Source organism: Kitasatospora sp. NPDC004799, assembly GCF_040609095.1.
Taxonomy (GTDB): Bacteria; Actinomycetota; Actinomycetes; order Streptomycetales; family Streptomycetaceae; genus Kitasatospora.
The window spans coordinates 1-12,614 of sequence record NZ_JBEXJK010000245.1 but is presented as its reverse complement, the minus strand read 5'-3'; the positions used below and the strand labels follow the sequence as shown (position 1 = coordinate 12,614).

The 12,614-nt window shown below is 71.9% G+C and carries 9 protein-coding genes, 5 tRNA genes and 2 pseudogenes; 12 read left to right on the top strand and 4 right to left on the bottom strand.

Annotated features, from left to right (window positions below):
- Together ABZW03_RS26680 and ABZW03_RS26675 are read right to left on the bottom strand one after the other, a co-directional pair.
- Positions 1–92 (bottom strand): annotated as a pseudogene (locus ABZW03_RS26680) (roadblock/LC7 domain-containing protein); the annotation flags it as partial.
- A 10-nt stretch (positions 93–102) separates the two neighbouring features.
- Entirely contained in the window at positions 103–3,840 is a 3,738-nt protein-coding gene (locus ABZW03_RS26675) for a nitrate- and nitrite sensing domain-containing protein (protein WP_355263227.1), read from the bottom strand.
- A gap of 589 nt (positions 3,841–4,429) precedes the next feature.
- Here ABZW03_RS26675 and ABZW03_RS26670 point away from each other — a divergent pair.
- From ABZW03_RS26670 to ABZW03_RS26615, 12 genes are all read left to right on the top strand, one after another.
- On the top strand, positions 4,430–4,693 hold the full coding sequence (locus ABZW03_RS26670) for a hypothetical protein (RefSeq protein ID WP_355263224.1): 264 nt from the start codon (positions 4,430–4,432) through the stop codon (positions 4,691–4,693).
- A 233-nt stretch (positions 4,694–4,926) separates the two neighbouring features.
- Positions 4,927–5,727, top strand: a complete 801-nt coding sequence (locus ABZW03_RS26665) for a fumarylacetoacetate hydrolase family protein (protein WP_355263221.1) — start codon at positions 4,927–4,929, stop codon at positions 5,725–5,727.
- A complete protein-coding gene (gltX, locus tag ABZW03_RS26660; protein ID WP_355263219.1) occupies positions 5,720–7,219 on the top strand; it encodes a glutamate--tRNA ligase in 1,500 nt (499 codons plus the stop codon). The genes ABZW03_RS26665 and gltX overlap by 8 nt, the downstream gene beginning before the upstream one ends.
- A gap of 237 nt (positions 7,220–7,456) precedes the next feature.
- A tRNA-Gln gene (locus ABZW03_RS26655) sits at positions 7,457–7,528 on the top strand.
- Positions 7,529–7,564: 36 nt separating this feature from the next.
- A tRNA-Glu gene (locus ABZW03_RS26650) sits at positions 7,565–7,637 on the top strand.
- A gap of 27 nt (positions 7,638–7,664) precedes the next feature.
- A tRNA-Glu gene (locus ABZW03_RS26645) sits at positions 7,665–7,737 on the top strand.
- A 27-nt stretch (positions 7,738–7,764) separates the two neighbouring features.
- Positions 7,765–7,837, top strand: a tRNA-Glu gene (locus tag ABZW03_RS26640).
- Positions 7,838–7,886: 49 nt separating this feature from the next.
- Positions 7,887–7,961 (top strand) — tRNA-Gln (locus ABZW03_RS26635).
- A 294-nt stretch (positions 7,962–8,255) separates the two neighbouring features.
- The gene (gene leuC, locus ABZW03_RS26630) at positions 8,256–9,680 is read left to right on the top strand and encodes a 3-isopropylmalate dehydratase large subunit (RefSeq protein WP_355263216.1); all 1,425 of its coding nucleotides are present in this window, start codon (positions 8,256–8,258) and stop codon (positions 9,678–9,680) included.
- A 3-nt stretch (positions 9,681–9,683) separates the two neighbouring features.
- Positions 9,684–10,280, top strand: coding sequence for a 3-isopropylmalate dehydratase small subunit (gene leuD / locus ABZW03_RS26625; RefSeq protein ID WP_355263213.1), 597 nt, complete (start codon positions 9,684–9,686; stop codon positions 10,278–10,280).
- Between the two features lie 341 nt (positions 10,281–10,621).
- Positions 10,622–10,810 carry a hypothetical protein gene (locus ABZW03_RS26620; protein WP_224284476.1) on the top strand — a complete coding sequence of 63 codons (189 nt, stop codon included), beginning with the start codon at positions 10,622–10,624 and terminating at the stop codon, positions 10,808–10,810.
- A 133-nt stretch (positions 10,811–10,943) separates the two neighbouring features.
- Positions 10,944–11,705 carry an HU family DNA-binding protein gene (locus ABZW03_RS26615; protein ID WP_355263210.1) on the top strand — a complete coding sequence of 254 codons (762 nt, stop codon included), beginning with the start codon at positions 10,944–10,946 and terminating at the stop codon, positions 11,703–11,705.
- Positions 11,706–11,923: 218 nt separating this feature from the next.
- On the opposite strand, the gene ABZW03_RS26610 is transcribed toward ABZW03_RS26615, so the two are convergent.
- Both ABZW03_RS26610 and ABZW03_RS26605 read right to left on the bottom strand, forming a co-directional pair.
- Complete coding sequence (locus ABZW03_RS26610) at positions 11,924–12,145, bottom strand: hypothetical protein (RefSeq protein ID WP_189923473.1); 222 nt, start codon at positions 12,143–12,145, stop codon at positions 11,924–11,926.
- A gap of 109 nt (positions 12,146–12,254) precedes the next feature.
- Positions 12,255–12,614, bottom strand: a pseudogene (locus tag ABZW03_RS26605) (2-phospho-L-lactate guanylyltransferase); the annotation flags it as partial.

Sequence of the window (12,614 nt, the reverse complement as noted above, 5' to 3'; positions counted from 1 at the left end):
TCCGCGGAGACCACCACGGTGTGGGACACCCCGGGGGTGTTGTCCACGAAATTGGTGATCAGCCAGTTCAGGTTCTGTGCGGCCTGGCTCATCTGGTTCAACTCAACGCTCCTGGTGATCTGCGCCGTTGCCGTCGCTCCGGCCACCGAAACTATCGAATCCCTGCTGCTGGGCACCATGCTGGAAGCCAGGCTGGTTGGCGGCCTGCTCGGCCCCGGCACGGCGGCCCTGCTGGATGCCGCGGCGCAGGTTGGTCAGCCGGCCGCGGACCTCCTCGGGGGCCCGGGAGACCTGCGGACCGGTCAGCGGCGAGGCCTCGGCGGTGCCGGAGACCAGGTTGGCCTGCGGGGTCCGCCGGGGCAGGCCCGACATGGTGACCCCGCTGGTCGAGGGCTCGCGGATCTGCTCGGCGCGGCGCCAGCGCTCGTCGTTCGCGGACGGACGCCACGGCGCGTCGCCGGGGCCCGGCTGCGGCTGGCCCTGCGGCGGCTGCTGCTGGTTCTGCTGCGGGGCCTGCTGCTGCGGGGCCTGCGGGGGCGCCTGCCGCGGAGCCCGCTGCTCCGGGGCCGGCTGCTGGTACTCCGGCGCGGACGTGCCGGGGCGGCGCGGCTGGTACGGCCGCGGCCGCGCCTCGTCGGCCTGCGGGTACCAGGGCTGCTCGCCGGCGCCCTGCTGACCGCCGGCCTGGGACGGGCCGGTCGGCAGCGCCATCGGCTCCTGGTGCGGCAGCGGCTGCGGCTGCTGCTGCGGGGCCTGCTCCTGGCGCACCGGCTCCGGCCGCGGCGGGTTCGGCACGTTCGGCAGCACCGGCTCGACCAGGCCGAGGCCCAGCGGGTCCCGCGGGTCGATCTGGCTGGCCTCGAAGCGCGGACGGGCGAACTGCTGGGTGCTCTCCACCGGCGCCGGCTCGGCCGACGGCAGCGGCTGGGGCTGCTGCTGCGGGGCCTGCGGCGGCAGCTGCGGCTGACGGTCGCGCTGCGGCGCGTCCGGGCCGGGGCGCTGCGGGCCGCGCGGGCCCTGGGCGGCGGGCCGGCCGGGGGCGCCGGGGCCCTGCGGGGCCGGACGGCGCTGCGGCAGGCTGACCTGCGGACGGTTGCCGGGCCGGGCGCCCTGCTGCGGCGCGCCGGGGCCGCCGGGGCGGCCGTGCTGCGGCTGCTCGCCGGTCCGGGCACCCGGACCGCCGTCGAACTCGCCGCCGGGACGCGGCCGCTCCTGGCCGGGGCGGCCCGGCTGGGGCTGGCCGGGCTGGCCGGCCTGCGGCTGACGGTCGCGGCGGGGCAGGCCGTTCTGGCCGTTCTGGCCGCCCTGCGGCGGGCCCTGGCGGCCCGGGGTGCGCTGCGGGAGACCACCCTGCTGGGCCTGCTGGCCCTGCTGCGGAGCCTGCTGCTGCTTCGGCGGGGCCGGCTGCTTCTGCTGCGGCTGGGCGGGCTTGCGGCCCCGGCCCTGCGGCTGGCCGCCCTGCTGGTTGCCGCCCTGCGGGACGGGGTTCTCGCGCAGCGACTGGCCGACCTGGCGGGTCGGCAGACCGCCGCCGGGCGCACCCGGGCCGCCCTGCGGACCGGGACCGGCCTGCGGACCGCCGGCCGGAGCGGCCGGACCGCCCTGGCCGAGCTGCGGGCGCCCGCCCTGCGGGGTACCGGTGGCCGGGCCCTGGCCGAGTGCGGCCGGACCGCTCTGGCGGCCGGGCGGCACCTGGCGCTGCTGGCGCGGCGTCGGGGTGACCCCGCGCTGCTGCTTGCCCTGGGCGGAACCGGCCCGGGCGGGGCCGCGGCGGTCGCCGGAGTTGGTGACGTCCACCGGGAGCATGACCAGCGCGGTGGTGCCGCCGGAGTCGCTGGGACGCAGCTGGATCCGGATGCCGTGGCGCAGCGACAGGCGGCCGACCACGAAGAGGCCCATGCGGCGGGAGACGGAGACGTCCACCGTCGGCGGGTTGGCGAGGCGCTCGTTGATCTCGGCGAGGTCGTCGGGGCTCAGGCCGATGCCGGTGTCGTGGATCTCGACCAGCACGCGACCGTCCGGCAGCGCGTGGCCGGTGACCCGGACGCGGGTCTGCGGGCTGGAGAACGAGGTGGCGTTCTCCAGCAGCTCGGCGAGCAGGTGGACGAGGTCGTTGACGACGCGGCCGGCGACCTCGGCCGACGGCACGGCGGCGAGTTCGATGCGCTCGTACTGCTCCACCTCGGAGGCGGCGGCGCGGAGCACGTCGACGAGGGGGACGGGACGGGTCCAGCGGCGGCCCGGGTCCTCACCGGCGAGGACGAGGAGGTTTTCGCCGTTGCGGCGCATGCGGGTCGCGAGGTGGTCCAGCTTGAAGAGGTTGGCCAGCTGGTCCGGGTCCGCCTCGCGGCTCTCCAGCTCGGAGATGAGCGACAGCTGGCGCTGGATGAGGCCCTGGCTGCGGCGGGAGAGGTTGGTGAACATCGCGTTGATGTTGCCGCGCAGGAGGGCCTGCTCGGCGGCGAGGCGGACGGCCTCGCTGTGCACCATGTCGAACGCGTGGGCCACGTGGCCGATCTCGTCGGTGGAGTCGACGGCGACCGGCTCCACCGTGGTGTCGACGTCGTGCGGGTCGGCCTCGGAGAGGGTCTTGACCAGCTCGGGTAGACGGCGCTCGGCGACGTCCTCGGCCGCGGCCTGCAGACGGGTCAGCGAGCGCACCATCGAGCGGGCGATCAGACCGGCGCCACCGAGGGCGACGAGCAGCACCAGGGCGATCGCGACACCGATGATCAGGGCGTCGGCGTCGGCCTGGGACTGGAGGTCCTGGGCCTTGCCGTCCAGGTTCTCGATGAGCTTGGACTCGATCCGGCGCTCGGCGGTGATCTTGGCGCTGGCCTTCTCGAACCAGTCCTTGTAGCTGACCGCCTCGGTCTGCCGGATGCCGCTCTGGGTGAGGATCGTGGAGGCGTAGCGGTCGGCGTCGGCGACCACCGAGTTGTAGCTGAGCTGGCTGCGCAGGTTGTCCAGGTCGTGCGCGGTGTAGATGTTGTTGAAGCTCGCGATCGCGTTGTCGTACGAGCTGCGCAGACGGATACCGAAGGACTCGTCGCTGGGGCTGAGGTCGGGGCTCTTCGGGTTGGCGAGCGCGGCGCTGATCAGGGCCCGCTGCTGCGAGGTCGCGTTCTTCGCCAGCGAGAACTGCTGCAGCGCGCGGGTCGAGACGACCAGGTCCTTGTTGTTCGACGCGAGCGCGATGTCCTGGGTGATGGACAGCAGGTCGCGGATGATCACGTCGTAGGCGGTGATCGTCGACTGGATGTTCTGGTTGTTCTGGTACGGCAGGCTGCGGGTGTCCGCGATCGAGTTCAGGTCCTTGCGGATCTGGAGCAACAGCGCCTTGCCGCCGGACAGTTCGAGGTTCTCGAACCGGTCGGAGGACGTGGTGAAGGTGCGGCTCAGGTCGTCGGTGGACTTGCGGGCCGCGACGATGTCGTCGTCCAGCGGGGCGGTCGGGTCGTGGGTGATCGGGCCGGCGCTGATGTCGCGCTCGGTCTGCAGCGCGTCCGCGAGGTTGGTCGCCTTCTTGGCCAGGTCGGACAGGTTGGCCATCTGGGCGAGTTGCTGCGAGTTCTCCATCGAGCTCTGGATGCGCAGGCCACCGAGGACCAGCGAGACCAGCACGGGGAGGGCGAGCAGCGCGATCAGGCGGGTGCGGATGCGCCAGTTGCGCATCGCGAGCCGGCTCAGACCGGTGGCGCGGCGCCGGGTCAGGGAGGTGCGGAGTTTGTCCCGGGCGGACTTCCGCTCCTGGCCGTCGTCCTCCGGGTGGCCGGTGGCCTCGGGTGTCACCGGCTCGGCCGGGCCGCCGGGGGCCGCCGCCTGTTGAGGGGCTGCCACAGGCTCACGCGACTCCGGGTTTCCCGCGGCGCCGCTACCCCTTTTGAAACGTCCCTGCACTGGCGTCGCAACCTCTGGACCGGGCGTCCCGCCGCGTCGCCACGGCCTGGACGGTGTCGAGTTTCCATCCGCACCCCGGCCGGTCCGGGAGAGCGGGCACCGGGGTGGACCACTCCCTACCCACGGTCCGTCGCATTCCAGCACAGCCGGGGAATCCCAACAAGGGCCGCAGGAACCGGGCCCCCGGCGCTACCGACCGCTTGTGCGATCTCACGGACTGTGCGGTAACCGGACCGGAATACCGCCCTTTTCGGACACTCGCCGGATACATGCCAAGCGGGCCCGGCGTCGGGAAGAGCCGCAGACCTTCCGGAATGCCCCTTATCGGCGGAATGTCGGAAAATCCCGGTGCGGCGATATGTCGGATATCTGCACTTTGCTCGGCATTTTGTGAGCAAAATCACAGTCTAATGTGTAGCTTTGGTCACGGTCTCTGTGGAATGAGATCTCGTAACCTGGCTGTCTCCGGAGCACGGCCCCGATCAGCCTGCCCAGAACCCCTCCGAATCAATCGGAATCCATCAGGCCGGTGCCGATCCGCGATCGCTCCGGCCATGACCACGAGGTGCTCTCGATGCCCCAGGCGAAGAACGCCACCAAGTCCACGCTGTCCTGCCGCCCCACGGCGAACCCGCGCCGGACGACGCTGGCCTCGGTCGAGGACTTCAGCAAGATCCCGGGCGCCCGCAAGCCCGAGGACGTCGTGACCTACGGCACCGAGCTGCCGGCCGCCACCGCGAACCCGCGCCGTACCCAGCTGATGGTCGCCCCGGTCGTCCTCGTGCAGGACTGACCCACAGCGTCCCCACCGAGGGCGCCTTCGTCACCACCACTGATGACGAAGGCGCCCTCTCGCTGTTCGCCCGCTCGCCTCCGGGGCGCCCCGAATCCGGGCAAAGCGGTCGGCCGGGGCCCCACGCGATAGCCTGGAGGCCGATTGACGGGGCCGCGCCCACTTGCGGGCGGGGCGCCCACCAGCGCCCGGGCGCGCCCCGGGCGGCCGACGAAGCGAGGGGTAGCCCAGCCGTGCGCATTGCCAGGTTTTCCGTCCGGGAAGGGAGCCCTGCCGCCGGCAGCGTCTCCTTCGGAGTGGTGGAGGGCGACCCCTCCCAGCCCGACTCGCTGGTCGTCCACGCGCTGGCCGGCCACCCGTTCGGCCAACCCCAGCCCACCGGCGAGAGCTACCGCTTCCAGGACGTCCGGCTGCTCAGCCCGATGCTCCCGAACAAGATCGTGGCGGTCGGCCGCAACTACGCGGCGCACGCGGCGGAGCTCGGCAACGACGTCCCCGACGTCCCGCTCACCTTCTTCAAGCCGTCCACCTCGGTGATCGGTCCGACCGAGAGCATCGCCTACCCGTCGTTCTCCTCGGACGTCCACCACGAGGCCGAACTGGCCGTGGTGATCGGCCGGATGTGCCGCGAGGTGCCGCTGGACCGGGTGCCCGAGGTGATCCTCGGCTACACCTGCGCCAACGACGTCACCGCCCGGGACGTCCAGCAGCGCGAGGGCCAGTGGGCCCGGGCCAAGGGCTTCGACACGGCCTGCCCGCTGGGCCCGTGGATCGAGACCGACCTCGACCCGAGCGACCTCGCGATCACCTGCACGGTCAACGGCGAGCTCCGCCAGACCGGCCGCACCTCCCTGATGATCCGCTCGGTCGCCGAGCTGATCGTCCACATCTCCGAGGCCATGACGCTGCTGCCCGGCGACGTCATCCTCACCGGCACGCCCGCAGGGGTGGGCCCCCTCAACGTCGGCGACGAGGTCGCCGTCTCCATCGAAGGCATCGGCACTCTCACCAACAAGGTGATCAAGCGTGGCTAACACTGACCCGGCCGTCCGGGTTCGCTTCTGTCCCTCCCCGACCGGCAACCCCCACGTGGGGATGGTCCGCACGGCCCTCTTCAACTGGGCCTACGCCCGCCACAACGGCGGCACGCTGGTCTTCCGGATCGAGGACACCGACTCCGCCCGCGACTCCGAGGAGTCGTACAACCAGCTGCTCGACGCCATGAGCTGGCTCGGCCTGGACTGGGACGAGGGCCCGGAGGTCGGCGGGCCGCACGCGCCGTACCGCCAGTCGCAGCGGATGGACATCTACGCCGATGTCGCCCGCCGCCTGCACGAGGCCGGCCACGCCTACCACTGCTACTGCTCCACCGAGGAGCTGGACGCCCGCCGCGAGGCCGCCCGCGCGGCCGGCAAGCCCTCCGGCTACGACGGCCACTGCCGCGAGCTGACGGACGAGCAGGTGGCGGTCTACAAGCTGGAGAAGCGCGAGCCGATCCTGCGCTTCCGGATGCCCGACAAGACCATCAGCTTCGACGACCTGGTCCGCGGCACGCTCACCTTCGAGCCGGAGAACGTGCCGGACTACGGCATCGTCCGGGCCAACGGCGCCCCGCTGTACACCCTGGTCAACCCGGTGGACGACGCCCTGATGGGCATCACCCACGTGCTGCGCGGCGAGGACCTGCTCTCCTCCACCCCGCGGCAGATCGCGCTGTACGCCGCCCTCGCCGAGATCGGCGTCGGCAACGGCACCACCCCGCGCTTCGGCCACCTGCCGTACGTGATGGGCGAGGGCAACAAGAAGCTCTCCAAGCGCGACCCGCAGTCCTCGCTCAACATGTACCGCGAGCGCGGCTTCATCCGCGAGGGCCTGCTCAACTACCTGTCCCTGCTGGGCTGGTCGCTGGCCGAGGACCGCGACCTGTTCGACATGGACGAGATGGTCGCCGCCTTCGACATCACCAAGGTGAACGCCAACCCGGCCCGCTTCGACCTGAAGAAGTGCGAGGCGATCAACGCCGAGCACGTCCGCCGACTGGCCCCGGAGGACTTCGTCCGCCGCCTGGTGCCCTTCCTCCAGGGCGCCGAGCTGCTGCCGGCCGAGCCCACCGCCGAGCAGCTGGACCTGCTCGCCAAGGTGGCGCCGCTCACCCAGGAGCGGATGGTCGTGCTGAGCGAGATCGTGAACATGGCCGGCTTCCTCTTCGTGGCGCCGGAGAAGTTCGCCCTGGACCCGGACGACGCGGCCAAGGTGCTCACCGCCGACGCCCGCCCGGTGCTGGAGGCCAGCATCAAGGCGCTGGAGGAGCTCGCGGACTTCACTCCGGAGCCGATCCAGGCCGCGCTGCGCGAGGCGCTGGTGGACGGGCTGGGCATCAAGCCCAAGTTCGCCTTCACGCCGCTGCGGGTGGCCGTCACGGGCCGCCGGGTCTCCCCGCCGCTGTTCGAGTCCATGGAGCTGCTGGGACGCCCGGAGACGCTGCGCCGGCTGCGGGCCGCCCTGGACGCCCTGCCGGCCGCCTGAGCGGACCGCTGAGCAGGCCGCGGGCCCGGCTTCGTGCCGGGCCCGCGGCGTACCCGGAGGCCGTCCGCGGGCCCCCGGCCGCTGCCTGGGGTTATCGATTTTGGAGCCTGGGCCGACGTCGGGTAATGTTCTTTCTGCGCCGCCCGGGAGGGAACGGACGAGGGAGCGAAAGCCCCTCGGAAGGGACCGACCGAGAGGCGCAACGCCTGGGAAGGGCCCGCAGGGGCTCAACTCTGGTGGGGTATGGTGTAATTGGCAGCACGAGTGATTCTGGTTCATTTAGTCTAGGTTCGAGTCCTGGTACCCCAGCGCAGTACGCGAGTACGGCACACAAAAGAAGATCAAGCCCCCGTTGTGTAGCGGCCTAGCACGCTGCCCTCTCACGGCAGTAGCGCCGGTTCGAATCCGGTCGGGGGTACTGATCCCGCAAGGGATCACCTGGAAAGCCCCCGTTGTGTAGCGGCCTAGCACGCTGCCCTCTCACGGCAGTAGCGCCGGTTCGAATCCGGTCGGGGGTACTGATCCCGCAAGGGATCACCTGGAAAGCCCCCGTTGTGTAGCGGCCTAGCACGCTGCCCTCTCACGGCAGTAGCGCCGGTTCGAATCCGGTCGGGGGTACTTCAGAGCAGGAAGCCGATGGGCTCGCCCGTCGGCTCTTGCTTTGTGTTGGGGTATGGTGTAATTGGCAGCACGAGTGATTCTGGTTCATTTAGTCTAGGTTCGAGTCCTGGTACCCCAGCCAGAAATTGGAAAGACCCCGGTACCGGGGTCTTTTTTCGTTTTCCGTCGAAGGCTCCTCGAAAGGGCCCCACCCGCGCCGGGTGGGGCCCTTTCGGCGTTCCCCGGGCCGGGTGTGCGGGTGGCCGGGCGCTGTCCATGCGCTAAGACTGCGGTCTCACTCCGCGAGACACCAGTTCAATCTCCGGCGAAAAGCGCCACCCTGGACGGGAGCGGCCCGGGAGTCTCAGGGCGGCGCACACGCTTTGACCTCGACGACACGAGAAGGCCGGCAACGCGGCCGGCTGGAGGGAATCCGATGGGACGGACACTCGCAGAGAAGGTCTGGGACGACCACGTCGTGCGGCGCGCGGAGGGCGAACCCGACCTCCTCTTCATCGACCTGCACCTGCTCCACGAGGTCACCAGCCCGCAGGCCTTCGACGGGCTGCGGCTGGCCGGCCGCCCGGTCCGCCGCACCGATCTGACGATCGCCACGGAGGACCACAACACCCCCACCCTGGACATCGACAAGCCGATCGCCGACCCGGTCTCCAAGGTGCAGCTGGAGACCCTGCGGAAGAACGCCGCCGAGTTCGGCGTCCGGATCCACTCGCTCGGCGACGTCGAGCAGGGCGTCGTGCACGTCGTCGGCCCGCAGCTCGGCCTGACCCAGCCCGGCATGACCGTGGTCTGCGGCGACTCCCACACCTCGACCCACGGCGCCTTCGGCGCGCTGGCGTTCGGCATCGGCACCAGCCAGGTCGAGCACGTGCTGGCCACCCAGACCCTGCCGCTGGCGCCGTTCCGGACCATGGCCGTCACCGTCGAGGGCGAACTGCCCGAGGGCGTCACCGCCAAGGACCTGATCCTGGCCGTCATCGCGAAGATCGGCACCGGCGGCGGCCAGGGCTACGTCCTGGAGTACCGCGGTTCGGCGATCCGGAGCCTGTCGATGGAGGCCCGGATGACCGTCTGCAACATGTCGATCGAGGCCGGCGCCCGGGCGGGCATGATCGCCCCGGACGAGACCACCTTCGCGTACCTGGAGGGCCGCCCGCACGCGCCCAAGGGCGAGGACTGGGACGCCGCCGTCGCGTACTGGCGGACCCTGGGCACCGACGAGGACGCGGTCTTCGACCACGAGGTCTTCATCGACGCGAGCGAGCTGACCCCGTTCGTCACCTGGGGCACCAACCCCGGCCAGGGCGCGCCGCTGGGCTCGGACGTGCCGGACCCGGCCTCCTTCGCCGACCCGCAGGAGCGCCTGGCCGCCGAGAACGCCCTGGCCTACATGGGCCTGGAGGCCGGCACCCCGCTGCGCGAGGTGAAGGTCGACGCCGTCTTCGTCGGCTCCTGCACCAACGGCCGGATCGAGGACCTGCGGGCCGCCGCGGCCGTCGTGGAGGGCCGCCGGATCGCCGACGGGGTGCGGATGCTGGTGGTCCCCGGGTCCGTCCGGGTCGCCCTGCAGGCCGTCGAGGAGGGCCTGGACAAGGTGTTCACCGCGGCCGGCGCCGAGTGGCGCCACGCGGGCTGCTCGATGTGCCTGGGCATGAACCCCGACCAGCTCGCCCCGGGGGAGCGCTGCGCCTCCACCTCGAACCGCAACTTCGAGGGCCGGCAGGGCAAGGGCGGCCGCACCCACCTGGTGTCCCCGCAGGTCGCCGCCGCGACCGCCGTCCTGGGCCGCCTCGCGGCCCCCGCCGACCTGACCGCCGACGTCGCTGCCGTGGAGGCCTGAGCCATGGAGAAGTTCACCACCCACACCGGGCGGGCCGTCCCGCTGCGCCGCAGCAACGTGGACACCGACCAGATCATCCCCGCCCACTGGCTCAAGAAGGTCACCCGATCCGGTTTCGAGGGCGGCCTGTTCGAGGCCTGGCGCAAGGACGAGTCGTTCGTCCTCAACCGGCCCGAGCGGCAGGGCGCCACGGTCCTGGTGGCCGGCCCCGAGTTCGGCACCGGCTCCTCCCGGGAGCACGCCGTCTGGGCGCTCCAGAACTACGGCTTCCACGCGGTGATCTCGTCCCGCTTCGCCGACATCTTCCGGGGCAACTCCCTGAAGAACGGCCTGCTGACGGTCGTCCTGCCGCAGGAGACCGTCGAGCGGCTCTGGGTGCTCACGGAGAGTGACCCCTCGGCCGAGATCACCGTCGACCTGGAGGCCCGCGAAGTGCGGGCCGAGGGCGTCACGGCGGCCTTCGAACTGGACGACAACGTCCGGTGGCGGCTGCTCAACGGCCTGGACGACATCAGCATCACGCTGCAGAACGAGGCCGACATCGCGGCCTTCGAGGCGACCCGCCCGGCCTTCAAGCCCCGTACTCTGCCGGTCGCCTGAGTTCCCCTCAGAACAAGCATTCTGACGATCCGCCGGATGGCCCGTGCCCCCCTCGGGGGGGCCGGGCCATCCGTCGTTCCGGAGCACGAGTTAGCGCCGCGGGCCGCCCCGGATTGCCCATTTGGCTTTGCGGAAGAGGGCCCCGCGCAAGTACAACTGCGGGTAGATGGCACAATCAGTACATGCACCGGCACCATGAACCTCCGTACGCGGGCGGCGAACCCGCGGCTGAGGACTCCGTGGGCCGGCCATCCGAACGCCGAATTGACGAACGGCCGGTCGTCACCTCCGCGCCAGCTGAGGGGCCGGACGACCAGGAAGTCGCAGCGCTCTACGCGCTTGTGGCCGAGCGGTTGAAGCAAGCTCACGCCCGCGTGCATGCGCTGAACGTGTCTGCCGATGCAAAGACCGCTCTCACCCGTCAACTCCTCATCGTCACCGAGACCGCCAAGCGCGATCTTCCGGAGGCGGCAAGGCGGTTGAGTCGCTTTGTACATGACCTCGACGAGGGGCCCCCGCCGCTCGACTGAGGTCGCCGACGCGCAAATCCATTGCGACACTAGGGTGATTCGCGCGTTTGGTAATTGAAAGTCCGCAGATACATACCTAACGTGCGAAAAGAACGGATGGAATCATCCGGCGCCCGTTTCCGAAGGGGAAGACGTGAACAAGGCTCAGCTTGTCGAAGCGGTGGCCGAGCAGCTGGGCGGTCGCAAGGCTGCCGCAGAGGCCGTCGACGCAGTGCTCGACACCATGGTCCGTGCCGTTGTGGCCGGTGACCGGGTTTCGGTCACCGGGTTCGGCACCTTCGAGAAGGTGGAGCGCTCCGCGCGCTTCGCCCGCAACCCGCAGACCGGCGAGCGGGTCAAGGTCAAGAAGACCTCGGTCCCGCGCTTCCGCCCGGGCCAGGGCTTCAAGGACCTGGTCAGCGGCAGCAAGAAGCTGCCGAAGGAGGGCCCCTCGGTGAAGAAGGCCCCCAAGGGCTCCCTCACCCCGGGCAAGAGCGGCGTCGCCGCCACCCCGGCCGCCAAGCGTGCCGCCACCAAGCGCGCCGCCGCTGCCGCCGCCGCTCCGGCCACCAAGAAGGCCGCCGCCAAGAAGACGGCGACCACGGCCGCCGCCAAGAAGGCGACCACCGCGGCCGCCGCCAAGAAGACCACGGCCACCGCCAAGAAGAGCGCCGCGAAGACCACGGCTGCGAAGACCACGGCCGCGAAGACCACCGCCGCCAAGAAGACCACGGCCGCCGCGACCAAGGCCGCCGCGACCAAGAAGACGGCCGCGGCGAAGAAGGCGACCACCACGGCCGCCGCCAAGAAGACCACGGCCACCGCCAAGAAGGCGACCGCCACGGCCAAGAAGACGGCGCCGGCGAAGAAGACCGCCACCCGCAAGACCACCGCGCGCAAGACCTCCGCCAAGTAGGTCCCGCGCGACCGTCCCAGGACGGCTTTCGGCACAGAGCCGCGGCACCCCCTCCGTGAATTCACGGGGACCGGTCGCCGCGGCTCTCGCGGTTTCCGGGCGCTCGGTCAGGAATCGACGGCGGGCGGCGGCGCGGGGGTGTCCCGGGGATCGGGGGTGTCCCGGGTATCGCGGAGCGGTGGGGGCGGCGGCCCGCGCGGTGCGGGCCGGGCGGGCCGTCAGCCCTCGGCGGGGTCGGGGAAGGTCTGCAGCGTCACGAAGACCACCCGGCGGGCCTCGCCGGCGCCCTCGGTGCGGATCCGCACCCGCTGGCCGGGGCGCAGCAGCCGCAGGCCGCCGGCGTCGAAGGCGGCCGCGTCGAACGGCACCGGGGTCCCGTCGTCGAGCAGCACGGAGCCGGCCCGGGTGGCGGGGTCGAAGGTGAACGCGGTGGCCTGCATGCGAGCAGCATAGCGAGCGGGCCGGGCCGGACCGGGGAGCAGGTCGACGCGGGGCCGGGACGGGGCCGTCAGGGGCTCGGGACCGCCTCGGGGCGGGCTCGGGACGGGCTCAGGACAGGCTCAGACGGGCGACCAGCGCGCTGGTGTGCGGGCCGAGGCCGAGTGCCGAGGCCTCGCCGAGGTCCGTCCCGGTGTCCACGTCCCGGCGCACCGACTCCACGTCCGCGAGGCGCAGTTCGAGCGCCCCGCCGGCCGCGTGCCGGGCCCGCGAGCCGTCCCCGAAGGCGGGGGAGAGCGGCCGGCCGGGGGCGCAGGCGAGCAGCGTGGTGCCGAGCCCGGGGGAGTCCGGCAGGAAGGCCCGGCCGTCCGGCGGCACCGCGCCCAGCACCCGGGCGAGTTCGGCCGGCCGCAGCGCCGGGAGGTCCGCCGAGAGCGCCGCCAGCGGGGCCCGCTGGGCCAGTGCCCGGGC